Origin of the sequence: Micromonospora sp. NPDC023644 (assembly GCF_040640115.1) — a bacterium.
Classification (GTDB): domain Bacteria; phylum Actinomycetota; class Actinomycetes; order Mycobacteriales; family Micromonosporaceae; genus Micromonospora.
On the sequence record NZ_JBFABA010000064.1, the window covers coordinates 1 to 26,863 of the forward strand.

Genomic DNA, 26,863 nt, shown 5'->3' on the forward strand with positions numbered 1-26,863 from the left:
GGGGACGCGGGGGCGGCGCGCCGCCCGCCCCCGGCGCCCGCCCCGCCGCCCGGGGGGGGGGGGGGGCCCCGGGGCGGGGGGGGGGGGGGGCCCCCGGGGGGGGGGGGGGGGGCGCCACGAAGCGTGGCCGAGCACTCGACCGTACGGTGGGCACCGACCAGGCCGTCGGTGGTGAATCCGGGCCGCCTGGCGGTGGGACAGACGGTCGTGGTCGGCGCGGCTGCCGCCCTGTTCCTGCGCGAGACCGACAGCGGCCCGTGGGGGCTGTTGGCCATCTTCGTGGGCGTGCACGCCGTGCTGCTCGCCGTCGCGGCGGCGCTGCTGACGGTGACCTACCTGCTCGGCACGCTCACCCGCCACGGGTCGCGGCTGACCGAGCACCCCGGCCGCCGGTGCGGCTGGACCCTGCTCGTCTGGGCGGGCGGTGCCGCGCTCGTCGGCTACGGGCGTACGGCCCTCGGCCACCTCGGCTTCGAGCCCGACCGGCATCCCGAGGTGGGTCAGTGGTTACTGGGCCTGGGGGCGGCGCTGGTGGTGGGCGTCCTCACCCGGTCGCGACAGGTGCGGATCGCCTCCGCCGCGATGATCGCACTCTTCGTGGTGGTCACCGCCGCGCTGCGAGCCCTCGGCTGATCGCCTCACCGGCGTGGCCGACGAATTCGGTTGCGGCGGGCGCCCGCGCTGCGGTTGCCTGCTGCCATGCCAAAGGACCGTGTCGATTCCTACTTCATCTGCGGCACCCCGCGCACCGGCAGTTCCCTCCTGCTCGGGTTGCTGGAATCCACCGGTGTCGCCGGCTGTCCTCAGGCCTACTTCCGCTCGCCGGACGAGCCGCTGTGGGCCGACCGGTGGCGGCTTCCCCGCACGGCGGACGGCGGCTTCGACTACGCGGACTTCGTCCGGGCCGCGCTCGCCGCGGGCCGGACCGACAACGGCGTGTTCGGCGCGAAGCTCATGTGGGGAACGCTGGAGGAGGTGGTCGCCAAGCTCGCGGCGGTCCACCCCGAGCACGACGGCGACGACGTCGCGCTGCTGACCAGGGCGTTCGGCCGCACCGGCTTCGTCTACCTGCGACGCGACGACGTACTGGCACAGGCGGTGTCGCGGCTGCGCGCCGAGCAGACCGGCAGGTGGTTCATCGGCGGCAGTGGGGAGATCAGCGGCGACGCCGGTAACGGGCGGGCACCCCGCTTCGATGCAAGCGGGATCAGGCACTACATCGAGGAGATCAGGGAGCACAACGCGGCCTGGGAGGCGTGGTTCGCCTCGTGGGGGATCCACCCGCACGTCGTGCGCTACGAGGAACTGGCCGACGACATGGTCGCCGCCACGCGCGGCGTCCTCGACTTCCTCGGGCTCGACGTGCCCGAGGACGGCCGCGCTGTCGTCGCCCGCCACCAGCGCCAGGCCGACGAACTCAACCGGCAGTGGATCGCACGGTATCGGGCAGAGGTGACCGACGGCTGATCCCGGTTCTCCCCGTCGGCTAGTCGGTCGGCCAGGAGGGGGCGATGGTCGGAGACGGTCGACCGGCCGGGCCCCGGTCCTTGGCCGCATGACGGGGCCGCGGGCAGGTCGACGGCGGTCGGGGCCGCCCGGTGGGGTCAGCGCCGCTGTTGGCGGTGCTGGGCCACCCCGCCCTGGATCGCCTCCCAGACGCTCCGGCCGGCCTGCCGCAGCGTCTCCCCCGCCTGCTCGGCGAGCTGGGCCGCGCTCTGCGCGCCCCCGGAGGTCTCGGGCTGCCGGCCCTGCCCGCCCTCGGAGGGGCCGCCCGACGGCTCCCGCTGCCCGGCCCCGGGTCCGCCGGCACCACGATCGCCGCCAACCTCGCCGGCCGTGCCGCCGCCCCCGGGTCCGCCGACCCTCTCACCGCCCGGCTGCTGCGCGCCCTGTTCCGCACGCCGCTGTGCACCCTGCTCCGCACCACCCGGCCTTGGCCCGCCCTGGTCGCCACCACCCGGCCGCTGCCCGACCTGCTCGCCGTCCGGCCGCTGCGCCCCGCGCTCCTCGCCGCCCGGCCGCGGCCCGCCCTGCTCCGGGGCGCCCTGGCCGCGTTCCGGTCCCTCGGGCCCGCCCGACTCCCGGCGGGCCGCCTCGCGCCCCGCCTGCTCGCGTGCGCGCTGCGCCTGGCCCTGCTCGCCGCCGCCCCCTGACCCGCTCGCGAGGCCACCACCCCGGTGGGCCGGCCCGGCCCCGGGCTCCCCGCCCCGTCCGGCTCCGGGCTCCCCGCCCCGTCCGGCTCCGGGCTCCCCGCCCTGCCCTGGGCCGCCCTGCTCCCGCAGGGACTGGTCGGCGACCGCGCCGATCGCGCCCACCTGCTGGCCGAGATCGTCGGTCGCGCCGCCCCGCTCCACCGGGCCCGCGAGCTGCTCCACCGGGCCGACGCCCCGCCCCACCGGGCCGACGCCCCGCCCCACCGGGCCGGTGAGCCGCTCCACCGGGCCGGTGAGCCGCTCACCCAGGTTGCCCATCTGCTGCGTGGCGCGGTTCACGTCGTCCAGGGCGGCCGTCGCCGTACCCGACAGCGCCTGGATGACCTGCGGATTGCGGTCGATGGTGGTCAGCGCGCGGTCGAGGATCTCCACCACCTTCTCCAGCCGCACCTTGAGCAACGCCTCGGCGTGCACTCCGGTGATGTCCAGCTCGACGCCCTGGAGGTGCACCCGGACCCCGGCGTCGAGCTGGAGGAGGTTGGCCAGTCGGGCCCGCAGGGAGACGTCGGCGTCCAGCTCGTCGACGGCGAGCCGGATCGAGTCGACCGACACCTCCGGTATGTCCAGCAGGACGTCCGGCTCGGCCTCCCCGCCCCGCCGGGCAGGCTCCGCCTCTCCGCCCCGCCGGGCCGGCTCCGCCTCTTCGCGCCGGCGGGCAAGATCCGCCTCGCCGCCCCGCCGGGCCGGCTCCGCTTCCCCGTCGCGTCGGTTCGATCGACCGCCGGTCCGGTCCTGATCCCGCTGCTGCGCGTCCTCGCTCATGCTCCCCGCTCCGCATCCTCCGGCCGGGCCGGCCGGGACCGTTCGGCGCGGGTACCCGCAATCCAGCCGAACATCCCGCCGGGACGGCGATGCAACCAGGCGATCCGGCGTCCTCGACGTCGCCACGACGACGGGAAGGTGCCGGCGGCGACCGGGGACGACAGGCGGCCGAGCGCCGGGCGGGCGGGGGCGCTGCCGTTGGCGCCGCTTCCCGGCTACGGGTCGACGCGCCGGTGAGGTCGGCGTACCGGAAGGAAGGCATCGAAGCCCGGCAATCGCGAAGCTGCGCACCCGGGCATCAGCCGGTATGGTCCGGGCCTATGGGACAGGAGATGGCTGACCCGGCCGGCATCCGGCAGGAGTCCGAACAGTTCGCGTTGCGCAGCGCCCTCCTGGTCCCCGCGCCCGCGGAGCGGGCGTTCGAGGTGTTCACCGGCGCGCTGGCGCAGTGGTGGGTGGTGGAATACACCTGGTCCGGGCCGGACCAGCTGGCTGACCTGGGCATGGAGCCGCGCGCCGGCGGCATGCTCTACGAGATCGGCCCGCACGGCTTCCGCTGTGACTGGGGCCGGGTGCTGAGCTGGGAGCCGCCGGAGCGGCTGGTCTTCACCTGGCAGATCGGGGCGGATCGGGCACCGGTGCCCGATCCCGCGAAGGCGAGCGAGGTGGAGGTGCTCTTCCACCGGGACGGGCCGGAGCGGACCCGGGTGGAGGTCGAGCACCGGCACTTCGACCGGCACGGCGAGGCCGCGGAGGGCTACCGGCAGGCGTTGACCGCCGGCTGGCACGAGCTGCTCACCCGCTACGCCGCCAGGGTGGCCGACCGCGACGCCGGCTGACCGCCTTCCGACCCCGCCCCCGACCGTCCCCACCCCCGGGCCACGCGCCACCGCGCCCGACCGTCCCCACCCGGGCCACGCGCCACCGCGCGCACGAAGGCTCGGCGGGTCAGCGGCCGAGGCCGGAACGCGCGCCCGGTGCGGTGGCGACGCCCCGGCCGCCGAGGTCGGCGCGGCGGCCCGCCTCGGACCCCGAACCGAACCCGCCGCCGGCCAGCCGGCGCGGCGCGGCGGTACGCAGCCGTGGGTACACCTCGGCGACGCGGTGTCGGACCCGGTCCGACCGGTCGGCCAGGACCAGTGCCACCGAGGGCGCGCCCGCCTCGGCGGCCGCTCCCGCCTCCGCCGCCCTGAGCCGCATCCCGATCACCTGGGCGAACCCGGCCAGCCAGGAGCGCCGGAAGGCGGCGACGTGCGCGCCGGCCGGCACCTCGGCGCCGGCCAGCCCGTGCGCGGCCTGCACCAGCAGCGACGTGAAGAGCACCTCGACCCGTTCCAGGTCGCTGGCGAAGCCGAACAGGTGCATGACGAAGCCAGCGCCCTCCTGCCGGCGGACGCAGCGGCAGCGCAGCGGATCGGCGACCGCGGCGAGCAGGCCGGCCTTGTCCCGGGCGTACGGGGCGACGACCTCCACCACCCGGTCGCCCACCGGGTCCGTGGCCGGGTCCCGGGCGGCCAGCAGCGCCCGGTCCACGCCGTAGCGGGCGATCAGCTCGGTCGCCTTGGCCGTGAACGCGGCCGACTCGGCGGGGGTGCAGGCCGGGTCCTCGGCCTGGGCCAGCAGCTTGCGCACCTTGCTGAGCATGGCGTCGGACATGCCCCTCAGCCTGTCACGGCGGGCCGCCCCCGCCGCACCACGCCCGACCGGCGGGCGTCCCGGCGCTCCAGCCGGCGTGCCCCGCCGTCCCGGTCCACGCGGCACGCCACGCATCCGGCAGCGGTCCGGCAGCTTGCGCCGTCGTCCCGGTCCGCGCCGCCGAGGTAATCGGGCGGTCAGTCCGCCCGGCTACGCAGCGTCGCCACGGTCGAGCCGGCAAGGGTGAGCAGGCACTCCGGCAGCAGCCCGTCGGCCGCCGCCGCCCCGAACAGCGCCTCGCCGGTGTCGTCGTCGGCGTTGGCGTACGCGCTGACGAAGCGCGCCACCCAGCGGGTGTCGTAGCCCGCCTCGTCGATGCCGGGGAAGTCCAGCGCGCAGGTGCCCGGCGGCACCGGCTCGCCGACCATCGTCGCGGCAAGACACCAGGCCACCCCGTACGCGCCGGCCAGGCCGGACCGGTCGACGACCGCGTCGAACGCCCCCGCCACCGCGTCGCCGTCCCCGGCCAGCGCCGAGCGGAGCACGGCGGTCGCGTCGTCGAGCGTCTGCTGTGGTGAGTCCGTCACCCACAGCACGGTAGAGGGCAGGGTCAAGCCGCCCGCCGCCGGTCACTTTCCGTGATCAGGGCGGGCGACCTGCGGATTGAGCCGTATCCGTGGCCCCGCCGCACGGCCCAGCACGCTAATGTGCGCAGCGGACCTTCGCCCGGAGGAAGGACGACCATGTTCAAGTCACGCGCCTCGCGGGCCGCCACCCTGGCTGCCTGCGCGACGTTCCTGCTCGCCACGAGCGCCTGCGGGACTGAGGAACCCGAGGAGGCGACCACCCATCAGGTGCGCCTCTACGGTTCCGACGGCAACATGCTGAACTCGTACCCTGCCGAGCTGAAGGACCGCGCCAGCCTGGTCGACGGCATGAAGGGCACCACGCCGATGACGCCGCTGCCCGAGGACTTCAAGAACCGGCTACGGTCCGTCGACCCGAAGCTGGGCGACTTCCTCTACTCCGCCGAGACGTACGACGCGGTGGTGATCAGCGCGATCGCCGCCCAGCTCGCGGGCACGACGGACCCGGCCGCCATCGCGAAGCAGATCGTCGGGGTCACCAACGGGGGGCAGCGCTGCGAGACCGTGGCGGAGTGCCTGGCCCTGGCCCGGGCGGGCAAGGACGTCGAGTACCGCAGCGTCTCGATGACCCGCGCCGGTTTCACCGACGCCGGCGAGCCGTCCACCGCGAGCTACGGCACGCTGCACTTCGACGGCCAGCGGCTCAACGACGGCAAGACGGAGTTCGTCGGGGCCGGGGACGAGTCGGGGGCGAGCACCAAGGCCCCGCCGAAGCCGAAGAAGCAGCGCGGCGGCCGCACCGACCGCAGCGACGGCTCCCCGCTGGTCCTGGGCGGCCTGCTGTCGCAGACCGGTGACCTGTCCCTGGCGTACCCGCCGGTGTCGGCCGGCGCCAAGCTGGCGATCAAGGAGATCAACGCGGCGGGCGGGGCGCTCGGCGAGCCGGTGGTCTGGATCGACGGCGACGACGGCACCAACCCGGCGGTGGCCAAGGCCACCGTGGCGAAGCACGTCGAGCGGAACGTGCACGTCATCATCGGTGCCAGTGGCTCCGGGATCTCCCGGGAGGTGCTGCCCGACGTGGTGCGGGCCGGCAAGGTCCTGTTCTCCCCGTCGAACACCGACGCCAGTCTGACCGAGCTCGACGACCAGGGCCTCTACTTCCGTACCGCCCCGCCGGACAGCCTCCAGGGCCGCGCGCTGGCCGACGTGATCCTCCGCGACGGGCCGCAGAAGATCGCCATCGTGGCGCGTAAGGACTCCTACGGCGAAGGGCTCCAGGGCACCGTCCGGGCCGAGCTGGAACGGGCCGGCATCGGCGGCGACCGGCTGAAGCTGCTGACCTACGACCCGCCGGCCGACGCCAAGGCGAACCCGGTGGACTTCGGCGCCGGCGCCAAGGAGATCAAGGACTTCGGCGCGGAGGCCGTGCTGATCATCGGCTTCGCCGAGTCCGCGCAGGTGATCCGGGCCCTCGCCGACGCCGGGGTGCAGATCCGGCACTGAGCTGCCGCCCCGTCGGGGACACGGACGGCCGCACCGGTCACCGGTGCGGCCGTCGTCGTCCAACTGGGTGCAGCTCGACGGTGCGGCGCTTCGGGGCTCAGCGCGGGCGTCGCCGCTCGAGGAACTCCGTCATCCGCCGGTGCTTCTCCTCGTCCTCGAAGAGCACCGCCTGGCTGACCAGGTCGAGGTGCGGGTGCGCGGCGGCCGGCGCGTCGACCGCCAGCTTGGTCAGCCGCAGCGCCAGCGCGGATCCCTTCGCCATCTCGTCGAGCAGCCCGTGCGCCGTGGGCAGCAGCTCGCCGGGCTCGGCCACCACCCGGTTGACCAGCCCGATCCGCAGCGCCTCCTCGGCGTCCACCCGGCGGCCGGTGAAGAGCAGCTCCTTGGCCCGCGCCTCCCCGACCAGCGCCGGCAGCCGGTGGGTCGCGCCCGCGCCGGCCAGGATCCCCAACCGGACCTCCGGCTGGCCGAACACCGCCCGCGCCGTGCAGACCCGCAGATCGCAGGCGTACGCCAGCTCGGCGCCCCCGCCCAGCGCGGGCCCGTCCACGGCCGCCACGGTCGGCATCGGCAGCGCCCGGATCCGGGCGAAGGCCGCCGAGTTGATCGCCGCGAGGGCGTCCAGCCGACCCCGCTCGCGCAGCTGCCCGATGTCCGCCCCGCCGGCGAAGATCCCCTCGGTGCCGCCGGTGAGCAGCAGCAGGCGGGGCCGCGCCTCCAGGTCCGCGCAGACCTGGTGCAGCTCGGCGATCAGGTCGGCGTCGATGGCGTTGCGCTTCTCCGGTCGGTCGAGCGTCACCACCAGCCGGTCCGGGTGCTCCTCGATCCGCAGCCCACTCATTGACGGACCCCGCCTTCCCAGCGGTAGAAGCCCTGGCCGGACTTCTTGCCCAGGCGGCCGGCGGCCACCATCTCCTCGAGCAGCGGCGGCGGGGCGAACCGGTCCCCGTACGCGGCCTGGAGGGTGCGCGCGATGTCCAGGCGCACGTCCAGCCCGACGAGGTCGGTCAGTTCCAGCGGGCCGACCGGGTGCCGGTAGCCGAGCACCATCGCCTTGTCGATGTCGGCCGGGCTGGCCACCCCGTCGGCGACCATCCGGATCGCCTCCAGCCCGAGGGTGACCCCGAGCCGGGAGGTGGCGAAGCCGGGCATGTCGCGTACGACGACGGGGTCCTTGCCCAGCCGGCCGGCGAGCGCGACCGCCTCGGCGGTGGTCTCCGCCGCGGTGGCCGGGCCGACCACGACCTCCAGCAGGGCCATCGCCCAGACCGGGTTGAAGAAGTGCAGCCCGAGGAAGCGCTCGGGCCGCGCCAGCCCCTCGGCCAGCGCGGCGATCGGGATGCTGGACGTGTTGCTGCCCAGCAGCGCCGGCCGCAGCGCCTCGGCCTCGCGCAGCACCGCCCGCTTCAGGTCGGGCCGCTCCGGTACGGCCTCCACCACCACGGCCGGCTCCTCGGCGACCTCGGCGAGCGCCGACCGCAGCGTCACCCGCTCCCGGTTCGTCGCGGCCCGGTCGGCGTCCAGCTTGCCGCGCGCCACCGCCCTGTCCCACAGCTCCCCGAGCCGCTCCAGGGCCGCCGAGCCCCGGGCCCGGTCCACTTCGACCAGTTCGACGGCGTGCCCGGCCCCGGCGGCCACGTACGCGATGCCGAGGCCCATCGTGCCGGCCCCGACGACGACAAAGCGGTCGCTCATGACGCCTCCCTGTCTCCGGTGGCGGGACGGGGTTGACCCGTGCCCCGCCGCCCGCTCCACTCGCTCATGGGCCGACCCTATGCAGCGGCGATCTTCCCGGCATGCGTGGGGGCGCGGCGGATCGGGTACCACGGCCCTCAACCGAGGGAAGGACGGGCCAGATGAGCCAGGCACCGGAGACCGTGCACGCCGCGGACGCGGCGGAGACCGTGGAGACCCGCGGGGACGAACGGGTCGACCTGCTGCGGGCCGACACCAACAACGACGGCCGCACCGACGTCTGGGTGTCCGACACCGACGGGGACGGCAAGCCCGACCTGTTCCAGTTCGACACCGACCACGACGGCAAGGTGGACATCACGATGGTCGACCTCGACGAGGACGGCACCCCGGACGAGGTGGTCGACGGCGACGGCGGCCTGCCGCCCGAGCAGCTCCCCCCGACCGTCCAGGTCTGACACCCGCGCCGGGTTCCCGCGTCCGGCGGGAATCCGGCGCCGGCGTCCGGGGCTGCGTGGTCCGGCCCGGGCGTCAGCCGGCGAGACGCAGGGTGGCCAGGTAGTACGGGGCGTCCCGGTCGTCCACATCCGTCAGTCGCCAGCCGCTGCCCCGGACCAGCTCGGCGAGCTCGTCCGGGGAGCAGACCAGGTAGTCGAACCACCCGGTGCCCAGCTCCCGGTAGCGCAGCCGGAGCCGGAGCTGCCCGCCGAACCGCCCCCGGCGCCGGTTGCGCTCGTGGTAGCCCGTGTGCACCGGGTCCCGGGTGCCGTACGGGTCCGTGCCCTGGGCGATGACCTGCGCTCCCGGCCGGGCCAGCGCGGCGAGCGCGGCCAGCAGGGCCGGCCCACGTTCCCGCCCCTCCAGCAGGCCGACGTTGTTGCCGAGCAGCAGGAACGTGTCGTAGCGGCGGCCGTCCGCGACGTGCGCGTCGACCGTGCCGTGCACCAGGTCGCGTACGCCCCGGCGGCGGCAGACGGCCAGCGCCCCGGCCGAGGTGTCCAGCCCGGTGACGGGCACGCCCCGCTCCTGGAGCAGCAGCGCGATCCGGCCCGCCCCGACGCCGACGTCCAGGGTCGCGCCGTGGACCCGGTCCACGGCCCGGTGGTCGTACGGCTGCCAGTCCGCCGGCCCGTCCAGGTAGTGCGCGGCGGGCGCGCCGTTGATGAGCCCGTCGTCCCGCTCGATGATCTCGATGACCGGTCGCGGCAGCCGCCCGCCGGCCAGCGGCCGGGGGCCGACCCCGGTGGCCACGGCGTACGCGTCGCGCAGCATCTCTCCGAACACGTCACCGATCCGTGGCTCCGCCGTCACGGGCTTCACGCTATCGGGCCGGTCAGTCAGCCGCAGCGGTCGTATCCTGGCGGAGTGACCACCCTGGACCGCCTCGGCGCGGAGAAGTACGTCCTGCTCACGACCTTTCGCAAGGACGGTCGGGCGGTGCCGACCCCGGTCTGGGCGGTGCGCGACGGCGACGCGCTGGCGGTGTGGTCGGCGGCGGACGCCGGCAAGGTGAAGCGGATCCGGCGCAGCGGCGATGTCACGGTGGCGCCGTGCGACGTGCGGGGCCGGCCGCACGGCGAGGCGGTCGCCGCCCACGCGACCCTCTGCGACGCGGCCGGCACCCGGCGGGTGCGCGAGCTGATCAAGCAGAAGTACCGGCTGATCGGCCGGCTCAGCCTGCTGGGCAGCCGCCTGCGTCGCGGCGAGAGCGGCACGGTCGGCATCCGGGTCGTCCTCACCGACGAGCCGCCGGCCGGTTCCTGATCCGCCGTCGCGTACGCGGGCGAGGCCCGGACACGACGGAGGGCGGCGGACCATGTCCGCCGCCCTCCGTCGACAACCTGTTTGACTCCCGGTCGGTCAGTCCCCCTGGCGCTGCTGGGGGATCTGTCCCTGTAGCAGGGCCCTGACCTCCGACTCCCGGTACCGACGGTGGCCACCCAGCGTGCGGATGGCGCTGAGCTTGCCCGCCTTGGCCCACCGGGTCACCGTCTTCGGGTCGACACGGAACATCGACGCCACCTCGGCCGGTGTGAGTAGCGGCTCTGGTTCGTGCGTTCGCGATGCCATCGGTCACTCCTCCACATGTATAGACATCGGCCGGGGTCCCGCCGGCCGACGCGTCTCCCATGGTCCGGCTAGTCCCCGATGTCCGACATGGGCCGAACGGCCGAACGTCCCTAGACGGACGGATGAACCATGCCCGATTTATGCGACTTTTACACGGCAGAAACTACCTTATTCGGACTCATGATCACGGTTCGTGATGCGTCGACTACGAATTCGCCTCGGCTTGGAGGTGCAACCTGGGCGATAACGCGCTAATTGCACCTTTCCAGCAGCTGGACCGCGCGCCAGCGCGCGACCAGCTTGTCGTACGCCGTCGAGGCCTCCTCGGCCTCGCCCCGGGACAGCCCGGCGAGCCCGGTCGCCACCAACTCGGGGGAGTCGTCGGCGGCCAGCGTCTCGTCCGAGAGCAGCTCGACCAGGCCGCCGTAGTCCAGCTCCACCATCGACCGGGGGTGGAACTCCTCCAGCCAGCGGGCGGCCTCCTCGACCGCCTCCGTGATCGGCGCGTCGCCGATCGACTTGCGCAGCACCGACAGGGCCCGCGACGACCGGCGCCGCGCCTTGGAGATCTCCGTCCGGTAGCGCAGGGCCCGCCGCCCGGGGTGGGTCACGTGGTGCCGCTCCTCCGGGTCGAAGAGCACGAACCAGCGCAGCGGCACGCCCCAGGTGGCGATCTGCTCGTGCACCCGCGGCACGCCGTGCTCCAGCACCCGGGCCCCGCTGCGCCAGTCCTCCACCACTGCCTTCGCCTGACCGGCGAGCACCGGCGGGACGAAGGCGTCGGCCAGCACCGGCGGCACCCCGTCGCGCGCGCTGAGCGCCGCCTCGGCCACCCGGATGCGCAGGTTCCACGGGCAGACCAGCAGGGTCTCGTCGGTCTCCAGGACGTACGCCTCGTCCGGCAGGTCGGGCAGCCGCGTCCAGCCCGCGCCGAGCGCCTCGATCACCGACGTCCGTTGCCGGCCCGGCCCCTCCACCGGCGCCACCGCCCGCCCCTGCTCCACGTAGCGCCGCCAGTACGACTGGCGGTCCCGGTCGAAGGCGGTCAGCGGCTCGTACACGCGCAGGTATGAAGCGAAAAGCGACGGCACGGCGCGATCCTCCCACGAATTGGAACTCGACCGTCGTCGGCGGCGCGATCACGCGCGCCGTGGGCGGCCGGACGGCGTCGGCCGATACTAGGCTCAGCGGCACCGGCAGCATCCCGCCGGCGGTCCACAGGTCCGCGTCCCACAAGGACGCACCCCACACCAGGAGCGAGTCATGGGCGTATTCGCCACCACCGAAGACCCGGGGTCCAGCGGTCACGAACAGGTCGTGTTCTGCCAGGACAAGCAGACCGGCCTCAAGGCGATCATCGGCATCTACTCCACCGCGCTCGGCCCCGCGCTCGGTGGGACCCGGTTCTACCCGTACGCCAGCGAGGCCGAGGCCCTCGCCGACGTGCTCGACCTCTCCCGGGGCATGGCCTACAAGAACGCCCTGGCCGGGCTGGACCTGGGCGGCGGCAAGGCGGTCATCTGGGGTGACCCTGAGCGGATCAAGAGCGAGGCGCTGCTGCGCGCGTACGGCCGCTTCGTGGAGTCCCTCGCCGGGCGCTACTACACCGCCTGCGACGTCGGCACCTACGTCGCCGACATGGACGTGATCGCCCGCGAGACCTCCTACGTCACCGGCCGCAGCGTCGAGCACGGCGGAGCCGGCGACTCCTCGATCCTCACCGCCTGGGGCGTGTTCCAGGGCATGCGGGCCGCGGCCGAGCACGTCTGGGGCGCCCCGACCCTCGCCGGGCGGCGGGTCGGCGTGGCCGGCCTGGGCAAGGTCGGCAAGTACCTCGTCGGTCACCTGGTCGACGACGGCGCCGAGGTGGTGGCGACGGACGTCAACCCGAAGGCCCTGGAGTGGGCGCGCGCCACCCACCCGCAGGTCGCGCTGGTCGACGACGTCGCCGCGCTGGTCGCCGCCGACATCGACGTGTACGCCCCGTGCGCGCTGGGCGGCGCGCTCAACGACGACACGGTGCCGACGCTGCGCGCCAAGGTGGTCGCCGGCGCGGCCAACAACCAGCTCGCCCACCCCGGCATCGAGAAGCTCCTCGCCGACCGGGGCATCCTCTACGCCCCGGACTACGTCGTGAACGCCGGCGGCGTGATCCAGGTGGCGGACGAGATCGAGGGCTTCAACTTCGAGCGGGCCAAGCTGCGCGCGACCCGGATCTACGACACCACCCGGGAGATCCTGCGACTGGCGGACGCCGAGGGCGTGCCGCCGGCCGTGGCGGCGGACCGGCTGGCGGAGCGGCGGATGGCCGACGTCGGCCGACTGCGCACGATCCACCTGCGCTGAGCGCCGCGGGGGCGGAGCGGCCCGTTCCGCCCCCGGCCCCGCCGGGCGACCCGTCCCGTTAGGCTGGCTTCGTGGGGTTCTGACCGGTGTCACGGGCGCTCCCGGCGCCGCTCCTTACCGGGTACAATCGGTGACGGCCGGATGACCGCGACGCGCGGTGTCGGTCGACGGTAACCCGAGGTGTCGAACGATGGCATCCCCATGTACCGTAAGAGCCACGAGAGATGCCTGACGTCATCGGGGCCCGCCTTCGGGCTGCCCCGCATTCTGTGCGAGGGGGTCGAGCCATGGGGCGCGGCCGTGCTAAGGCCAAGCAGACGAAGGTGGCCCGGGAGTTGAAGTACCACTCCCCGAACACCGACCTCACCGCCTTGCAGCGCGAACTGGCGGGTGCTGGTAAGTCTGAGCACAACTTCGACGACGACTACAAAGAGTATGTCGACGACGATGATGAGGATCACGCGGACGAAGACCCGGATCCCTGGGTACGTCCGCCCCGCTGACCTCCGGTATCAGCTGAGCACGCGGTGATCGCCCGCGTGCTCACGCATGTGCCCATCGAAGCGGCGCCAAGACCGACGATCGGGGACCTGCCCCTTCCGGAGAGCCCTCCGGCCGTATGGCAGGTCCCTGATCACGGTCCGCCTCAGCGGGGACGGTTGTTCCAGTTGTAGAACGTCGGGATGTTCTCGAAGTGGTTCCAGGCGCACACGGCGCTCGCGCCGTCGCCGCCCGCCACCTCGGCCCGTAGTCGCCGCGCGGCCTCGGCCTCGTGGAGGAGTGCGGTGAGTCCCGGCGCGGCTTCCCGCACCCGATCGGCGACCTCGTCCGGGGCGTCCGTCCTCCGGTCAGGCTGCCGGTGACTGGTGGTCTCGGGCATGCTCCAACACTCCCTCCAGTAAGTGGATCTTGCTGTTGCGGCAGTGCGCGGTCTGCGTGCCGTCGAAACGCCCCAGCTCGAAGTAGCGGTTGGCCGCGTGGCCGCCGCCGCAGAACCCGAAGTAGGGGCAGGACGAACGGCACGCCTCGACGCCGGCGAGGAACTCGCCGACCCAGGGCGTCCGGTCCGCGTGGGCGAGGATCTCGGCCAGCGGGGTGGCCAGCACGTTGCCGCTGGCGAAGTCGCCGTACCGGACATCGGTGAAGCCGGCCAGCTCCGGCGAGAGCACGATCACCGAGCCGTCGTGGCCCACGGTCGGGATCGGGTCCAACCGCCGGGGGAGCAGGTCGTCGGCGCTGCCGTCCAGCACCGCCCCGGCGTACCGCAGGGACCACTCGACCTCGCGCAGGTGGATCCGGGGCTCCCGGCGCCAGGCCTCCACCAGCTCCGCCCAGAAGGCGGTCACCAGCGGTGCGTCGTGGGAGTTGTCGCGGAGGTTGACGCCCTCGGTCTCCTCGATGTTGACGCCGAGCACGTCGCAGCCGAGGTCGAGGAAGTAGTCGTACAGCTCGGTGGCCAGGCCCGGCTCGGGGCGACCCACCACCGCCAGCGCCGAGAACGGCAGGCCGTGCCGGCGCAGCGCCGCCACCCCGCGCAGGATCCGGTCGTACGCGGGCCCGCCGCCCCGGGTGACCCGGTCGCCGTTGCGTTCCCGCGGGCCGTCCACGCTCACGCTCACCCGCACCCCGTGCTCGACGAAGAACGCGCACCAGGCGTCGTCGATCAGCGTGGCGTTGGTCTGGACGTGGTGCTCGACCTCGGGCCCGAAGGGCGCGATCAGCGCGGCGAGGTGCTCCCGGCCGGCGGCCAGCGGCTCGCCGCCGTGCCACACCACCGAGAAGCGGCCCGCCGCCGCCCACGGGTTGACCGACGCGGCCACCGCCTCGGCCACCGGCACCGGCATCCGCCGGTCGGCCGCGCGGAACGGCAGGTAGCAGTAGGCGCAGTCCAGGTTGCACAGGGTGGTGGGCTGCATGACCACGTACGAGGGGACGGCGGCCAGGCCGCGCATCCCGCTGAACGACCGTCCCCGAGCAGCCATTGCCCTCCTCAGCGCCTGAAGGGCTGTCGGGGAACCCGGGCGGGCGGCCCCGACAGCTTTGAGGGTGCCCTTCAGGCTAGGCGGCGACGGCCACTCGGGTGAAGCCCTGATCAGGTGCCCGTACGATCACCTGGCGTGTGATCAGCCCCGGGTGTGCTGGCCGATCATCTGCACGTTGCCGGAGCCCTCGATGATCTCGCCGGCCTGCCACGCGTCGACGCCCCGGCCCGTCAGGGTGGCCAGCGCGCGGTCCGCGTCCTCGGCGGAGACGATCGCGAACATGCCGACGCCCATGTTGAAGGTCGCCTCCATCTCCGGGTCCTCGATCCGCCCCTTGGACTGGATCAGGTCGAAGATCGGCTGCGGCTTCCAGGTGGAGCGGTTGACCACCGCGTCGACGTGCTCGGGGAGCACCCGGACCAGGTTGCCGGGGATGCCGCCGCCGGTGACGTGGGCGATGGAGCGCACCTCGGCCTCGGCGATCAGCTTGAGGCAGTCCTGCGCGTAGATCTTGGTCGGGGTGAGCAGCTCCTCGCCGAGGGTGCGCTGCCGGCCGAAGTCGTCGATCACCACGTCGAGCCGCATCCGGCCGGCGCCCAGCAGCACGTGCCGCACCAGGGAGTAGCCGTTGGAGTGCAGGCCGGAGGAGCGCATCGCGATGACCACGTCGCCCACCTCGACCCGCTCGGGGCTGAGGATGTCGCTCTCCTCCACCACACCGACGCCGGTGGCGGAGATGTCGTACTCGTCCGGGCGCAGCACGCCCGGGTGCTCGGCGGTCTCGCCGCCCAGCAGGGCGCAGCCGGCGTACCGGCAGCCGTCGGCGATGCCCGCGCCGATCTCGGCGACCCGGTCCGGCACGACCTCGCCGGTGGCGATGTAGTCGAGCAGGAAGAGCGGCTCGGCGCCGCACGCCACCAGGTCGTCGACGACCATCGCGACCAGGTCGATGCCGACCGTGTCGTGGATGTCCATCTGCTGCGCGATCACCAGCTTGGTGCCCACGCCGTCGGTGGACGAGGCCAGGATCGGGTTCTTGTACTTCTTCGTGTCCAGCCGGAACAGGCCGGCGAAGCCGCCCAGGTCGCCCATCACCTCGGGGCGCCGGGTCTGCTTCACCTTCGACTTCAGCAGCTCGACCGCACGGTCGCCCGCCTCGATCGAGACCCCGGCGTCCGCGTACGAGACCGAGCGTTTGCGCGCCTGACGGCCGGCGCCGGCCGTCCAGGGCTGGCGGTCGTCGCCGGCGCCGGTCGGGCTGCTTCCTGCGCCGCTGCGCTCGGACACGTGCGTCACGGTTCTCCCCTTTGGTTCTGGCGCCGCGCCGGCGGTGACCGGGCCGCGCCGGGTGGTGCTACGGGCGGTGTGTGGTCACGCCGCCCGGAGTGGCGACGAGCGGGGCGGTGTGCTCCGGGGTGTCGGACGCCTGCGCGGCGACCCGCCGGCCCACCCCTTCGAGCACGTGCTTGCCGATCAGGTTGCCGGCGGGCAGCTCGATCGGGTATTCCCCGTCGAAGCACGCGCGGCACAGCCGGGTCTTCGGCTGCTCGGTGGCGGCGATCAGGCCCGGGAGCGACACGTAGCCGAGCGTGTCGGCCCCGATGGAGCGCCGGATGCCGTCGTTGTCCAGCCCGTTGGCCAGCAACTCGGCGCGGGTGGCGAAGTCGATGCCGTAGAAGCACGGCCAGTTGACCGGCGGCGAGGAGATGCGTACGTGCACCTCCAGCGCGCCGGCCTCGCGCAGCATCCGCACGATCGCCCGCTGGGTGTTGCCGCGCACGATCGAGTCGTCGACCACGACCAGTCGCTTGCCCCGGACGTTCTCCCGCAGCGGGTTGAGCTTGAGCCGGATGCCGAGCTGGCGCAGCGTCTGCGACGGCTGGATGAAGGTGCGCCCGACGTACGGGTTCTTCATCAGGCCGGCGCCGTAGGTGATGCCGGACTCCTCGGCGTAGCCGATCGCGGCCGGGGTGCCGGACTCCGGCACCGGGATCACCAGGTCGGCCTCGACCGGGTGCTCCTTGGCCAGCTGGCGGCCGATCTGCACCCGGGCGGAGTGCACGTTGCGGCCGGCGATGGTGGCGTCCGGGCGGGCGATGTAGACGTACTCGAAGAGGCAGCCCTTGGGCTCCGGGGCGGCGAACCGGCTGGAGCGCAGGCCGTCCTCGTCGATCGCGATCAGCTCGCCGGGCTCGACCTCGCGGACCACGCTCGCGCCGACGATGTCCAGCGCGGCGGTCTCGCTCGCCACCACCCAGCCGCGCTCCAGCCGGCCCAGCACCAGCGGGCGCACGCCGTGCGGGTCGCGGGCCGCGTAGAGCGTCGACTCGTCCATGAACACGAAGCTGAACGCGCCGCGCAGCTGCGGCAGCACCTCCAGCGCCGCCGCCTCGACCGACAGGTCCGGGCGGCTGGCCAGCAGCATCGTCACCAGGGAGGTGTCGTTGGTCGAGCCGTCGGCGACCAGGCCCCGCTCGCTGACCTCACGCTGGAGCTCCGCGGTGTTGACCAGGTTGCCGTTGTGGGCCAGCGCGATGGTGGTGCCGGACGTGGTGGACCGGATGGTCGGCTGGGCGTTCTCCCAGGTCGAGCCGCCGGTGGTGGAGTAGCGGGCGTGCCCGATCGCCACGTGCCCGCGCAGGCTGGCCAGGGTCGGCTCGTCGAAGACCTGGGCGACCAGGCCGAGGTCCTTGTAGACCACCACGCCCGAGCCGTCGCTGACCGCGATGCCCGCAGCCTCCTGGCCGCGGTGCTGGAGGGCGTAGAGCCCGAAGTAGGTCAGGTTGGCGACCTCCTCCCCGGGCGCCCAGACGCCGAAGACACCGCATGCGTCCTGGGGGCCTGGTCGTTGGGGATCAAGGTCGTGGCTCAGCCGGCCGTCGCCTCGGGGCACCTGCGCTCCCTCATGCTGGTCTGGACCGGCCTTGCGGAATCACGCGGGGGGCGGATCCGCACTCCTCGGCCGGGACCACTGTCGTCGCCTGACAGTGTACGCGAATCCGTGTCGATACAGAAAGTCACGATCTGGCTCCGACGCGTCACCGATCGATGCGTATCGCCGCAGCTAGAGGGGCAGGTGCGCGGAGAGATCCGCCCGAATTCCGCTCACCTGTACGCGACCCTGGGTGATCGCGTCGGCCCATTCGAGCCGCCCGGTGGCCACCGCCAGCCAGGTCTCAGGCGCCATCTCGACGACGTTCGCGGGGGTGCCACGGGTGTGTCGGGGACCAGGAACGCACTGAACTGCGCCGTAAGGTGGGACACGCACCTCCACCGATCGGCCGGGGGCGCGCTCCGCGAGGACGGTCAACAGGGCACGTACCGCCTCCCGGAGGACCGGCCGTTCGGGCGTACGCCCCTCGTCGAGCGCCGACAACGCCGCCGCGACCGCGGCGGACTTAATGTGCGGAGAGGACACGACGGGACGATACGGCCTCAGCACGCCGCGCCCGACGCTGGCCCTGGGTCGCGCCGATCCGGTCAGACAAGGCATAGTTGCCGACGGCGTATTCGTACCGTGATGATCCCCGGCCCGGCGCCCCGCCGCCGAGGGAAGTCAGTCCGGAAGGCGGTGGACGTGTCAACACACCGACGTGCCTGGAAGCAGCGGGCCGGTGTGGTCGTGGCGCTGGTTGTCGGCGCTCTGCTCGCTGCCCCCGCCACACCAGCCCTCGCCGCGCCCAACGTCACAGACGTCTCTGCCTCGCCCGGCAGCGTGGAAGCTGGAAAAACCACGAAGATCAGCTACACGCTCACCTTCGAGGATGGCGCGGAGCCGGCAGACGTCAGCGTCGGCTCAAGCAACTCGGCGCTTACATGTGTCGATGGATGCGATCGTGGCAGGGTCAACTCGAGTGGCACCTTCGACGCCACCTTCCGGCTCGCTGCCGACGCGGCCAACGGGACCGCCCGGATCACTGTCAAAGCCACCGACTCCAGCGGCCCCTTGAAGCAGTCGCGGGAGGGGTCCACCACGGTCACCCTTGTCGCCAAGGCCGCCGAGCCCCCGCCCGTGCAGACCGTCAAGTCGGTCTCCGGCAAGGTGGTCGCCCAGGCCAACGGCAAGGCCGTGCCGAACGCCGTGGTCATGCTCCAGGACGGCGCCGGCAAGAAGCGCGACACGATCAGCGACGACGACGGCAACTTCCGCTTCACCGGCACCAGCGAGAAGCCGATCGCGCCCGGTCGGCTCGCCGTCGGCGCCAGCGTCGGTGAGGTCTACGCCACCAAGAGCTTCGACGCGTCCGCCGGTCAGAGCATCACCGGCCAGCGCATCGCCCTGGCGATCAAGGTCGAGACGACCCCGAGCCCCACCCCCTCGACCAGCGAGGAGCCCCTCCCGACCGAGGAGCCCGTCGAGGAGACCCCCGAGGAGAGCGCCGAGGCGACCCCGGGCGCGGCGGCCAACGCCAGCAACGAGGACTCCGGCGGCATGGGCTCCTGGCTGATCATCCTGCTCGGCGGCCTGCTCGTCGCCGCCGGTGTCGGCACCATCGTGCTGCTCTGGATGCGCCGCAAGGACAGCGGCGACGAGGCCGACGACGACGCCCCGGCGGGCGCCGCGGCCGGCGCGGTCCCGGCCGCGCGTGGGGCGTTCCGGGGCGCGGACGACCAGACCCGGGTGGTCAACCGGGTCGGCGCCACGCCGGATCCGACGATGGTCGGCGGCACCTCGCTCAGCGACGCCCCGACGATGATGCACCGCCCCGTGGTCGACGACGTGCCGCCGGACCCGTACGGCGCTCCCCCGCAGCCCTACGGCGCGACGGGCAGCCAGCAGGCCTGGGGCGGCAGCGGTTACGGCGACGAGCCGGCTGGCGCGGGCGGCTACGGCGGGGCCGGCTACGGCAACGCGCCCGCCTCCGGCGGCGGCTACGGCAGCGGCGGCTACGGCAACGCGCCGTCCTCGGGGAGCGGCTACGGCAACGCGCCGTCCTCGGGGAGCGGCTACGGCAACGCGCCAGCCTCGGGCGGCGGCTACGGCGGCAACGACTACGGCGCTCCGGCGGGTGCGGCCGGCCCGGCGGGCGGCGGCCGGGGCTACGGCGAGCGGTACGACGAGCCGACCGGCCGCTACACCGGCGACGCCACGCAGTACCCGGCCCCGGCCGACCCGTACGCGACCGGCGTCTACCAGCCGGAGCAGGGTCAGGGCTACGGCCAGTCCGAGCCCGGGGCGTACGGCCGGGGCGGCGAGCCGACCGGCGGTTACGACCAGCCGGGCGGCGGCTACGAGCGGGGTGGCTACGGCCAGCCGGGCGGCTACGGCCAGGAGACGGCGGCACCGCGCGGCGGCTACGGCCAGCCGGGCGGCTACGACCAGCCCACCGCGTACGACAACCAGGCCGGCTACGGCCAGGGCGGCTACGGCCAGGAGCCCCCGCAGCAGCGCGGCGGCTACGACAACCAGGCCGGCTACGGCGAGGGTGGCTACGGCCAGCCGGGCGGCTACGACGACCCGCAGACCGGTCGCGGCCGCCCGGACGGCCCGCCGCAGCAGGACCGCGGCGGCCGCCGGCTGGACTGGATGGACGACTGACCGCTCGGGGGCACGCCCCCGACGACAGCACCACGGCGAGGGCCGTCCGGACTCCGGGCGGCCCTCGCCGCTGTTCCGGGCCGAGTCGGGCGGGCACCGGCTACCGCTGCCACGGGTGACACCGGCTACCGCTGCCACGGGCGGGTCCAGGGCACGCCGCTCCGGGGGCCGGCGCGCGGCAGGGCCGTCAGGCGGCGGAGAAGACGCCCTGACGCAGCACCGGGACCACGCTCGAGACGCCGACCCGGACGGCGACCTCCACGTCCTCGGCGAAGCCGCCCTCGATGAGCTCGCGGCCCGACACGCTGCCGCACACCGCGGCGGGGACGTCGGGGGTGCTGGCGAGCGCGGCGAGCGCCATGGCCGCCTCCACGGAGAGACCGCCCGGCACACCCGACAGGGCGTCCAGCACGCTGGCCGCCCCGAGCTGGTCCTCGACGGAGGGGCGTAGCGAGCCGTCCGGCCAGCGCTCACCCGAGGCGATCACGCCGATCGGCGCGTCCACCGAGCCGTACCCCTGGTGGCCGAGCCAACGCCCGACGGCGCGCGCGTTGCGCAGGCACGCCGCGACCACCGGCAGCCCGGTGGCGCTGGCCGCCGCGCTGATCGCCGAACCGTTCGGCGACGGCAGCACGAGGTCGGCGACGACCGGCGCGGTGGTCAGCGCCGCCGGCGAGAGCGACCACGGATGGTCCGGGGTCGTCTGCCGGCGACCCACCGCCGCGACCGCGCCGACCCGCCGCGCGTAGTCGGCCGCCTGCGCGCCCCACGGGAACGGGTGCACCCGCATGCCGCGCCCGACCGCGACGTCCACGGCGGTGGTGAACGACAGCACGTCCACCACCACCAGCACCGCGCAGACCCGGCCCAGCTCGGCCGCCCCCGTCAGCCCCCAGTCGAACCGGGCGCCGGAACCGGGTTGGACGTGGACGGCCGCGGCCACCGCCTCAGCGCTGACCGGGCTCGGTGTCACCGGACTCGGGAGCCGACGCCCCGCCGGCCTCGGCCGGCCGGTCGGCGGCCTCGGCCGCTGGCTGCTCCGGGCCGGGCCCGACGGCCTCCGCCGGGGCTGCCGCCTCGGCCGGGGCCACCGGCTCGACGGCACCGGTCGGCGGGACCGGCGCGGCCGAGGCGATCGGCTCGGCGGCGACGGCCGCCGGGTCCACCGGCGCCACCTCGGCCGGCTCGGCGACGGGCAGCGGCACGGCCTCGACCGCGCCCGCCACACCGGCGGCCGGCGCGGGCACCTCGACGACCCCCGCGCCCCCGAAGAGGCGCGGCAGCGTCTCGCCGTGCGCGGCGCGCAGCTCGTCCAGGCCGATCCGGAACTGGCCGTGCACCTCCAGCGCGCCCCCGGACGGGTCGGTGACCCCGATCAGCTCGAACGGCACCCCGCGCTCGGCGCAGAGGGCGCTGAACGCCTTCTCGTGGCCGCGCGGCACCGACACCAGGACCCGCCCGGCGGACTCGCTGAACAGGTAGACGAACGGCATCGAGCCGCCGTCGAAGCGCTCCGGCACCGCGATGCGGGCGCCGACGCCGCGCCGCAGGCAGGACTCCACCAGGCTCTGCGCGAGGCCGCCGTCGGAGAGGTCGTGCGCGGAGCTCAGGTGCCCGACCCGCGCGGCCTCCGCCAGCAGGTCGGCCAGGAGCCGCTCGCGGGCCAGGTCGACCTGCGGGGGTACGCCGCCGAGGTGCTCGTGGGTGACCCACGCCCACTCCGAGCCGGAGAGCTCCACGTGCGTCTCGCCGAGCAGGAAGATCTGGTCGTGCTCGCCGCCCGGCCGGGCCACGAAGCCCATCGGCACCCGGTTGGCCACGTCGTCGAGCACGCCGAGCACACCGACCACCGGGGTCGGGTGGATCGGCGCCGCGCCCGTCTGGTTGTAGAAACTGACGTTGCCGCCGGTGACCGGGATGCCCAGCTCGGCGCAACCGTCCGCCAGGCCACGGACGGCCTCGGCGAACTGCCACATCACGCCCGGGTCCTCCGGCGAGCCGAAGTTCAGGCAGTTGGTGACGGCGATCGGCTTCGCGCCGGTGACGGCGACGTTGCGGTACGCCTCCGCCAGCGCGAGCTTCGTGCCGTGGTAGGGGTCGAGGCGCGCGTACCGGCCGTTGCCGTCCACCGACAGCGCCACGCCGAGTCCGGTGCGCTCGTCGATCCGGATCACGCCGGAGTCCTCCGGCTGGGCGAGCACGGTGTTGCCCAGCACGTAGCGGTCGTACTGCTCGGTGACCCAGGTCTTGTCGGCCAGGTTGGGCGACGCGATCATGCGCAGCACGGTCTCGCGCAGCGCCTCCGGGTCGGCCGGCCGGGGCAGCGTCTCCGCGCGGTCGGCCTGGAGCAGGATCAGGTCGGCCGGCTCGCGCATCGGGCGGGCGTAGACCGGGCCGTCGTCGACCAGCGAGCCCGGCGGCACGTCGACCACCAGCTGGTCGCGCCAGGTGATCAGCAGCCGGCCCGGCCGGCCGTCCGGCTCCGGCGGGGTGACCTCGCCGATCGCGGTGGCCCAGACGCCCCACTTCTCGGCGGTCTTGAGCACCGCGTCGAGCTTCTCCGGCTCGACGACCAGCAGCATCCGCTCCTGCGACTCGCTGGCCAGGATCTCGTGCGGCTCCATCGAGGGCTCGCGCAGCGGCACCCGCTCCAGCCAGACCCGCATGCCGGTGCCGGCCGCCGCGGCGGTCTCGGTCAGCGCGCAGGTCAGGCCGGCGCCGCCGAGGTCCTGGATGCCGACGACCAGCCGGGCGTCGTAGAGCTCCAGGCAGGCCTCGATGAGCAGCTTCTCCATGAACGGGTCGCCGACCTGCACCGACGGGCGGCGCTGCTCGCTGCCCTCGTCGAAGGTGGCGCTGGCCAGCACCGACACGCCGCCGATGCCGTCCCGGCCGGTCCTGGCGCCCATCAGCACGACGACGTTGCCCGGGCCGGCGGCGGCCTTGTTCTGCAACCGGTCGACCGGCAGCACGCCGAGGCAGAGCGCGTTGACCAGCGGGTTGCCCTGGTAGCAGGGGTCGAAGACGACCTCGCCGCCGATGTTCGGCAGGCCCAGGCAGTTGCCGTAGCCGCCCACGCCGGCGACGACGCCGGGCAGCACCCGGGCGGTGTCGGGGTGGTCGGCGGCGCCGAAGCGCAGCGGGTCCATCACCGCGACCGGGCGGGCGCCCATGGCGAGGATGTCCCGGACGATGCCGCCGACGCCGGTGGCCGCGCCCTGGTAGGGCTCGACGAAGCTCGGGTGGTTGTGCGACTCGACCTTGAAGGTCACCGCCAGGTCGGCGGAGACCTGCACCACGCCGGCGTTCTCGCCGATGCCGGCCAGCAGCCGGTCGCTCGGCGGGGCCTTCTCGCCGAACTGGCGCAGGTGCACCTTGCTCGACTTGTAGGAGCAGTGCTCGCTCCACATGATCGAGTACATCGCCAGCTCGGCCTGGGTGGGCCGCCGGTCGAGGATCTGCCGGATCCGCTCGTACTCGTCGTCGCGGAGCCCGAGCTCGGCGTACGGCTGGAGCTCACCGGGGGTGTCCTCGGCGCGCGGCACGGTGTCCAGGCCGTCGGCCCAGTCGGCGGTCGCCGGCCCGGGACGCCCGGCCGGCGGCACGACGGCTGCCGGACGCGGCTCCACCGGCTGCGCCGGGGCGGCCGGGAAGGCCTCCGGGTTATCCCGTACCTCGTCCGGATGGGTGGTCATGACCTCTCCTCGCTGCGCTCGCGTCCGCCCGACGGGCGGGTGAGCCGACCGATGATGCCGCGCACGGTCACGCCGGCGCCCCCACCAGGTGCTTGAGCACCGAGGTGAAGAAGCCGAGACCGTCCAGGGAGGGGCCCGTGAGCGCCTCCACCGCGTGCTCGGGATGCGGCATGATGCCGACCACGTTGCCGGCGGGGTTCGTGATCGCGGCGATGTCGCGCTGCGACCCGTTGGGGTTGCCGCCGACGTAGCGGGCGACGACCCGGCCCTCGGCTTCGAGCTGGTCCAGCGTCGCGGTGTCGGCGACGTAGCAGCCCTCGCCGTTCTTGACCGGGATCAGCACCTCCTGGCCGGGCTGGAACGCGTTGGTCCACGCGGTGCCGGCCGACTCGATGCGCAGGACCTGGTCGCGGTTGCGGAAGTGCAGGTGCTGGTTGCGCGTGAGCGCCCCGGGCAGCAGGTGGGCCTCGCAGAGGATCTGGAAGCCGTTGCAGATGCCGAGCACGGGCAGGCCGCCCCGGGCCGCGTCCACGATCGTCTCCATCACCGGGGCGAACCGGGCGATGGCGCCGCACCGCAGGTAGTCGCCGTAGGAGAAGCCGCCGGGCAGGACGACGGCGTCCACCCCGTGCAGGTGCGGGTCTCCGTGCCACAGGCGGACCGGTTCGGCGCCCGCGATCCGGACGGCCCGGGCCGCGTCCCCGTCGTCGAGCGAGCCGGGGAAGGTGACCACACCGACCCGGGCGGTCACGAGCGGGTGTCCACGGTCTCGTCGGCCTCGGCCAGGCGGACCGTGAAGTCCTCGATGACCGGGTTGGCGAGCAGCTTGTCGGCGATCTCCCGGGCCCGGTCCAGGTCCGGCTCACCGGTGAATTCGATCTCGATCCGCCTGCCGATCCGAACCGAGGCGACGTCGCTGACGCCGAGCCGGGGCAGCGCGTTTGCGACGGCCTGGCCCTGGGGATCGAGGATCTCGGGCTTGAGCATGACGTCGACGACGACGCGAGGCACTGGGCACTCCTGACTGTGTACGCAGTTGGGTGCCGACCCACAACGGGCGAGCGCAGCCAGCCTACCTGGCAGATCCGGCCTCGGACGCACCGGCCGGACGCGGTTCAGGCAGTGATCGACATTCCCGGCACGGGGCCCGGAGACCGATACGGGTTCGTTGCGATCCCGATGCGCATCCGTTGCCGACCGGCCCGTTTCGCCCCGCTCCGTCGGGCCGCCGGACTCTCCCCCGTCGCCCCGCCCGCCATACCACCTCATCCATCATTTTCGATGGATCTCTTGTGAACGACATCTCAGGAGCCCTACCGTACATCGTCGTACGTCGATCGGACGTGCCCGACCGTCGGGCCACCCCGCCCGCCGGCCGACAGCTCGACCCGGGTGAACCCGGGCCCCGTCCCCGAAGGAGCCCCCATGCGCATCCGATCCATGATCGCGGTGCTCGCCACCGCAGCGGCCGGCCTGCTCGGCGCCAGCTCCGGCGCCCTCGCCGCCCCGGCCGGTCCGCAGCCGATCATCGGCGGCAGCACCGTCTCGTCGGCCCCGTGGGCCGCCGCCGTGCTCAGCAACGGCTCGTTCACCTGCTCCGGCACCATCATCGCGCCGGAGTGGGTGCTCACCGCCCGGCACTGCGTCAACGGCACGATGTCCGTCCGGGTCGGCAGCGTCTACCGCTCCTCCGGCGGCGTCACCCGCACCGTCAGCGCCAGCTACAGCCGCTACGACCTGGCCCTGCTGCGCCTGTCCAGCTCCGTGAGCACCTCGTACGTCACGCTGGCCAGCAGCAACCCGCCGATCGGCTCGACCAACTCGATCTACGGCTGGGGCATGACCTGCTACAGCGGCTGCTCGGCCTCCACCCAGCTCAAGACCGCGTCCGTCCAGGTGACCAGCAACAGCGCCACCGACGCGTACGGCGGCCAGGCGATCCGCAGCACGCGGATCAACGGCAACGCGTGGCGGGGCGACTCGGGCGGCCCGCAGTTCTACAACGGCCGCCAGGTCGGCGTCGCCTCCACCGCCGACGGCCAGAGCATCCAGAACTACGGCAGCGTCGCGTACAACCGGGCCTGGATCACCCAGACGGCCGGTGTCTGACGGTTAGCGCCATGGCAGGCGCGGATGGTCGGCAGCGCGCCGACCGTCCGCGCCGCGCCGTTTTGCAGCATCCGATCAGGTGAACAAGGCCGGCGATCGGGCGCCTCGTCGCCCTGACAGCATCGGAAGCGTGCTGGTCGTGACGACGGAGCAACTACCCGGGTACGAGATCCGCCAGATCCTCGGCGAAGTGGTGTCATCGATGGCCAGGACGCGGAACCCGTACCGCGAGGGGGTCAAGAACCTGCGCGGTGGCGCGTACGACCCGATGGCACCCGACAACCTCACCAGGTGGCGTACGGACTCGGTGGCCCGGCTCGGCGAGGAGGCCCGCCGCATCGGCGCGAACGCCGTGGTGGGGATGCGCTTCGACAGCCGCGACTGCGGCGAGATGTGGATGGAGATCTGCGCGTACGGCACGGCCGTGGTCGTCGCACCCAAGATGCCCGACGTCATGCCGCCCGACCAGCCGCTGGTCGCCGCGGAGACCGCGCACGATCCCGCCTTCGCCGAGTCCCCGGGCGGCATCGCCGAACCGGCGAGCGCCCCCAACCTCCGCTCGGCCGCCGAAACCCCCACCCGCGACTCCTGACCCACCCGCCCCGGCCCCGCCCCGGAACCCCGTCGAGGATTGTGGTTGGGGGGACGGGGATGTAAAAATACCGCCCCCAACCCATGATAGGACGGCAGGGGAGGGGGGGGGGGGGGGTGGGGGGTGCGTGGG

27 protein-coding genes and 1 pseudogene are annotated in these 26,863 nt (G+C 73.9%); 11 read left to right on the forward strand and 17 right to left on the reverse strand.

Annotated elements, in window-relative coordinates; genetic code table 11:
* Positions 1-171: 171 nt before the first annotated feature.
* Both AB0G08_RS27170 and AB0G08_RS27175 read left to right on the forward strand, forming a co-directional pair.
* Positions 172-633 carry a hypothetical protein gene (locus tag AB0G08_RS27170; protein ID WP_358092850.1) on the forward strand — a complete coding sequence of 154 codons (462 nt, stop codon included), beginning with the start codon at positions 172-174 and terminating at the stop codon, positions 631-633.
* 66 nt (positions 634-699) lie between these two features.
* Positions 700-1,467, forward strand: coding sequence for a Stf0 family sulfotransferase (locus AB0G08_RS27175; protein WP_358092852.1), 768 nt, complete (start codon positions 700-702; stop codon positions 1,465-1,467).
* Between the two features lie 137 nt (positions 1,468-1,604).
* Here the strand turns inward: AB0G08_RS27175 and AB0G08_RS27180 are convergent, their stop codons facing one another.
* Positions 1,605-2,975 carry a hypothetical protein gene (locus tag AB0G08_RS27180; protein WP_358092853.1) on the reverse strand — a complete coding sequence of 457 codons (1,371 nt, stop codon included), beginning with the start codon at positions 2,973-2,975 and terminating at the stop codon, positions 1,605-1,607.
* Between the two features lie 320 nt (positions 2,976-3,295).
* Between AB0G08_RS27180 and AB0G08_RS27185 the strand changes: the two genes are divergently transcribed.
* Entirely contained in the window at positions 3,296-3,814 is a 519-nt protein-coding gene (locus AB0G08_RS27185; protein WP_358092855.1) for an SRPBCC family protein, read from the forward strand.
* Between the two features lie 109 nt (positions 3,815-3,923).
* On the opposite strand, the gene AB0G08_RS27190 is transcribed toward AB0G08_RS27185, so the two are convergent.
* Together AB0G08_RS27190 and AB0G08_RS27195 are read right to left on the reverse strand one after the other, a co-directional pair.
* Entirely contained in the window at positions 3,924-4,631 is a 708-nt protein-coding gene (locus AB0G08_RS27190; RefSeq protein WP_358092858.1) for a DUF2786 domain-containing protein, read from the reverse strand.
* 176 nt (positions 4,632-4,807) lie between these two features.
* Positions 4,808-5,197: a hypothetical protein gene (locus tag AB0G08_RS27195; RefSeq protein ID WP_358092861.1), complete on the reverse strand. Its 390-nt coding sequence runs from the start codon at positions 5,195-5,197 to the stop codon at positions 4,808-4,810.
* 156 nt (positions 5,198-5,353) lie between these two features.
* Here AB0G08_RS27195 and AB0G08_RS27200 point away from each other — a divergent pair, with 156 nt between their 5' ends.
* Positions 5,354-6,703: an ABC transporter substrate-binding protein gene (locus AB0G08_RS27200; RefSeq protein ID WP_358092864.1), complete on the forward strand. Its 1,350-nt coding sequence runs from the start codon at positions 5,354-5,356 to the stop codon at positions 6,701-6,703.
* Between the two features lie 97 nt (positions 6,704-6,800).
* On the opposite strand, the gene AB0G08_RS27205 is transcribed toward AB0G08_RS27200, so the two are convergent.
* Both AB0G08_RS27205 and AB0G08_RS27210 read right to left on the reverse strand, forming a co-directional pair.
* On the reverse strand, positions 6,801-7,544 hold the full coding sequence (locus AB0G08_RS27205; RefSeq protein WP_358092867.1) for an enoyl-CoA hydratase/isomerase family protein: 744 nt from the start codon (positions 7,542-7,544) through the stop codon (positions 6,801-6,803).
* Complete coding sequence (locus AB0G08_RS27210) at positions 7,541-8,398, reverse strand: 3-hydroxyacyl-CoA dehydrogenase family protein (RefSeq protein WP_358092869.1); 858 nt, start codon at positions 8,396-8,398, stop codon at positions 7,541-7,543. Before AB0G08_RS27210 ends, AB0G08_RS27205 begins: the two co-directional genes overlap by 4 nt.
* A 161-nt stretch (positions 8,399-8,559) precedes the next feature.
* Here AB0G08_RS27210 and AB0G08_RS27215 point away from each other — a divergent pair, with 161 nt between their 5' ends.
* Positions 8,560-8,856, forward strand: a complete 297-nt coding sequence (locus AB0G08_RS27215) for a hypothetical protein (protein WP_358092873.1) — start codon at positions 8,560-8,562, stop codon at positions 8,854-8,856.
* A gap of 73 nt (positions 8,857-8,929) precedes the next feature.
* On the opposite strand, the gene AB0G08_RS27220 is transcribed toward AB0G08_RS27215, so the two are convergent.
* Positions 8,930-9,709 carry a class I SAM-dependent methyltransferase gene (locus tag AB0G08_RS27220; protein WP_358092875.1) on the reverse strand — a complete coding sequence of 260 codons (780 nt, stop codon included), beginning with the start codon at positions 9,707-9,709 and terminating at the stop codon, positions 8,930-8,932.
* A 54-nt stretch (positions 9,710-9,763) separates the two neighbouring features.
* Between AB0G08_RS27220 and AB0G08_RS27225 the strand changes: the two genes are divergently transcribed.
* Positions 9,764-10,162: a PPOX class F420-dependent oxidoreductase gene (locus tag AB0G08_RS27225; protein WP_358092878.1), complete on the forward strand. Its 399-nt coding sequence runs from the start codon at positions 9,764-9,766 to the stop codon at positions 10,160-10,162.
* A 96-nt stretch (positions 10,163-10,258) separates the two neighbouring features.
* Here AB0G08_RS27225 and AB0G08_RS27230 read toward each other — a convergent pair whose 3' ends face one another.
* Both AB0G08_RS27230 and AB0G08_RS27235 read right to left on the reverse strand, forming a co-directional pair.
* Positions 10,259-10,468 carry a BldC family transcriptional regulator gene (locus AB0G08_RS27230; RefSeq protein WP_007073996.1) on the reverse strand — a complete coding sequence of 70 codons (210 nt, stop codon included), beginning with the start codon at positions 10,466-10,468 and terminating at the stop codon, positions 10,259-10,261.
* A 251-nt stretch (positions 10,469-10,719) separates the two neighbouring features.
* Positions 10,720-11,559: a hypothetical protein gene (locus AB0G08_RS27235; RefSeq protein ID WP_358092881.1), complete on the reverse strand. Its 840-nt coding sequence runs from the start codon at positions 11,557-11,559 to the stop codon at positions 10,720-10,722.
* A gap of 172 nt (positions 11,560-11,731) precedes the next feature.
* On the opposite strand from AB0G08_RS27235, the gene AB0G08_RS27240 reads away from it, so the two are divergent.
* Complete coding sequence (locus tag AB0G08_RS27240; RefSeq protein ID WP_358092884.1) at positions 11,732-12,814, forward strand: Glu/Leu/Phe/Val dehydrogenase dimerization domain-containing protein; 1,083 nt, start codon at positions 11,732-11,734, stop codon at positions 12,812-12,814.
* 287 nt (positions 12,815-13,101) lie between these two features.
* Positions 13,102-13,317: a DUF3073 domain-containing protein gene (locus AB0G08_RS27245; RefSeq protein ID WP_089002617.1), complete on the forward strand. Its 216-nt coding sequence runs from the start codon at positions 13,102-13,104 to the stop codon at positions 13,315-13,317.
* A gap of 143 nt (positions 13,318-13,460) precedes the next feature.
* On the opposite strand, the gene amcA is transcribed toward AB0G08_RS27245, so the two are convergent.
* The 5 genes from amcA to AB0G08_RS27270 form a co-directional block, all read right to left on the reverse strand.
* Positions 13,461-13,694, reverse strand: coding sequence for a multiple cyclophane-containing RiPP AmcA (amcA, locus tag AB0G08_RS27250; protein ID WP_358092886.1), 234 nt, complete (start codon positions 13,692-13,694; stop codon positions 13,461-13,463).
* Positions 13,663-14,766 (reverse strand): cyclophane-forming radical SAM peptide maturase AmcB, encoded by a 1,104-nt coding sequence (gene amcB / locus AB0G08_RS27255; protein WP_358092907.1) that lies wholly within the window; start codon positions 14,764-14,766, stop codon positions 13,663-13,665. The genes amcA and amcB overlap by 32 nt, the downstream gene beginning before the upstream one ends.
* A 171-nt stretch (positions 14,767-14,937) precedes the next feature.
* Positions 14,938-16,092, reverse strand: coding sequence for a phosphoribosylformylglycinamidine cyclo-ligase (gene purM, locus AB0G08_RS27260; protein ID WP_358092889.1), 1,155 nt, complete (start codon positions 16,090-16,092; stop codon positions 14,938-14,940).
* A 58-nt stretch (positions 16,093-16,150) separates the two neighbouring features.
* Positions 16,151-17,689 carry an amidophosphoribosyltransferase gene (gene purF / locus AB0G08_RS27265; protein WP_358092892.1) on the reverse strand — a complete coding sequence of 513 codons (1,539 nt, stop codon included), beginning with the start codon at positions 17,687-17,689 and terminating at the stop codon, positions 16,151-16,153.
* A gap of 171 nt (positions 17,690-17,860) precedes the next feature.
* Positions 17,861-18,214 (reverse strand): sterol carrier family protein, encoded by a 354-nt coding sequence (locus AB0G08_RS27270; RefSeq protein WP_358092895.1) that lies wholly within the window; start codon positions 18,212-18,214, stop codon positions 17,861-17,863.
* A gap of 102 nt (positions 18,215-18,316) precedes the next feature.
* Here AB0G08_RS27270 and AB0G08_RS27275 point away from each other — a divergent pair, with 102 nt between their 5' ends.
* The gene (locus AB0G08_RS27275) at positions 18,317-20,335 is read left to right on the forward strand and encodes a carboxypeptidase-like regulatory domain-containing protein (RefSeq protein WP_358092898.1); all 2,019 of its coding nucleotides are present in this window, start codon (positions 18,317-18,319) and stop codon (positions 20,333-20,335) included.
* Between the two features lie 187 nt (positions 20,336-20,522).
* On the opposite strand, the gene AB0G08_RS27280 is transcribed toward AB0G08_RS27275, so the two are convergent.
* The 4 genes from AB0G08_RS27280 to purS form a co-directional block, all read right to left on the reverse strand.
* Positions 20,523-21,278 (reverse strand): 2-phosphosulfolactate phosphatase, encoded by a 756-nt coding sequence (locus AB0G08_RS27280; protein WP_358092901.1) that lies wholly within the window; start codon positions 21,276-21,278, stop codon positions 20,523-20,525.
* Between the two features lie 4 nt (positions 21,279-21,282).
* Entirely contained in the window at positions 21,283-24,030 is a 2,748-nt protein-coding gene (purL, locus tag AB0G08_RS27285) for a phosphoribosylformylglycinamidine synthase subunit PurL (RefSeq protein ID WP_358092904.1), read from the reverse strand.
* 67 nt (positions 24,031-24,097) lie between these two features.
* Positions 24,098-24,781 (reverse strand): phosphoribosylformylglycinamidine synthase subunit PurQ, encoded by a 684-nt coding sequence (purQ, locus tag AB0G08_RS27290; protein ID WP_357869821.1) that lies wholly within the window; start codon positions 24,779-24,781, stop codon positions 24,098-24,100.
* Positions 24,778-25,041, reverse strand: a complete 264-nt coding sequence (gene purS / locus AB0G08_RS27295) for a phosphoribosylformylglycinamidine synthase subunit PurS (protein ID WP_357869824.1) — start codon at positions 25,039-25,041, stop codon at positions 24,778-24,780. The genes purQ and purS overlap by 4 nt, the downstream gene beginning before the upstream one ends.
* A 414-nt stretch (positions 25,042-25,455) precedes the next feature.
* On the opposite strand from purS, the gene AB0G08_RS27300 reads away from it, so the two are divergent.
* On the forward strand, positions 25,456-26,139 hold the full coding sequence (locus AB0G08_RS27300; protein WP_357869827.1) for a trypsin-like serine protease: 684 nt from the start codon (positions 25,456-25,458) through the stop codon (positions 26,137-26,139).
* 24 nt (positions 26,140-26,163) lie between these two features.
* A pseudogene (locus tag AB0G08_RS27305) lies at positions 26,164-26,731 on the forward strand (YbjQ family protein).
* The last annotated feature ends 132 nt before the right edge of the window (positions 26,732-26,863 follow it).

Bases quoted from the DNA above. Each gene is read 5' to 3' on its own strand.
- AB0G08_RS27175 (WP_358092852.1), top strand. From the start codon at position 700: ATGCCAAAGGACCGTGTCGATTCCTACTTCATCTGCGGCACCCCGCGC.
- AB0G08_RS27180 (WP_358092853.1), bottom strand. From the start codon at position 2,975: ATGAGCGAGGACGCGCAGCAGCGGGATCAGGACCGGACCGGCGGTCGA.
- AB0G08_RS27185 (WP_358092855.1), top strand. From the start codon at position 3,296: ATGGGACAGGAGATGGCTGACCCGGCCGGCATCCGGCAGGAGTCCGAA.
- AB0G08_RS27190 (WP_358092858.1), bottom strand. From the start codon at position 4,631: ATGTCCGACGCCATGCTCAGCAAGGTGCGCAAGCTGCTGGCCCAGGCC.
- AB0G08_RS27200 (WP_358092864.1), top strand. From the start codon at position 5,354: ATGTTCAAGTCACGCGCCTCGCGGGCCGCCACCCTGGCTGCCTGCGCG.
- AB0G08_RS27205 (WP_358092867.1), bottom strand. From the start codon at position 7,544: ATGAGTGGGCTGCGGATCGAGGAGCACCCGGACCGGCTGGTGGTGACG.
- AB0G08_RS27210 (WP_358092869.1), bottom strand. From the start codon at position 8,398: ATGAGCGACCGCTTTGTCGTCGTCGGGGCCGGCACGATGGGCCTCGGC.
- AB0G08_RS27215 (WP_358092873.1), top strand. From the start codon at position 8,560: ATGAGCCAGGCACCGGAGACCGTGCACGCCGCGGACGCGGCGGAGACC.
- AB0G08_RS27230 (WP_007073996.1), bottom strand. From the start codon at position 10,468: ATGGCATCGCGAACGCACGAACCAGAGCCGCTACTCACACCGGCCGAG.
- AB0G08_RS27240 (WP_358092884.1), top strand. From the start codon at position 11,732: ATGGGCGTATTCGCCACCACCGAAGACCCGGGGTCCAGCGGTCACGAA.
- AB0G08_RS27245 (WP_089002617.1), top strand. From the start codon at position 13,102: ATGGGGCGCGGCCGTGCTAAGGCCAAGCAGACGAAGGTGGCCCGGGAG.
- amcA (WP_358092886.1), bottom strand. From the start codon at position 13,694: ATGCCCGAGACCACCAGTCACCGGCAGCCTGACCGGAGGACGGACGCC.
- amcB (WP_358092907.1), bottom strand. From the start codon at position 14,766: ATGCGCGGCCTGGCCGCCGTCCCCTCGTACGTGGTCATGCAGCCCACC.
- AB0G08_RS27275 (WP_358092898.1), top strand. From the start codon at position 18,317: ATGATCCCCGGCCCGGCGCCCCGCCGCCGAGGGAAGTCAGTCCGGAAG.
- purL (WP_358092904.1), bottom strand. From the start codon at position 24,030: ATGACCACCCATCCGGACGAGGTACGGGATAACCCGGAGGCCTTCCCG.
- AB0G08_RS27300 (WP_357869827.1), top strand. From the start codon at position 25,456: ATGCGCATCCGATCCATGATCGCGGTGCTCGCCACCGCAGCGGCCGGC.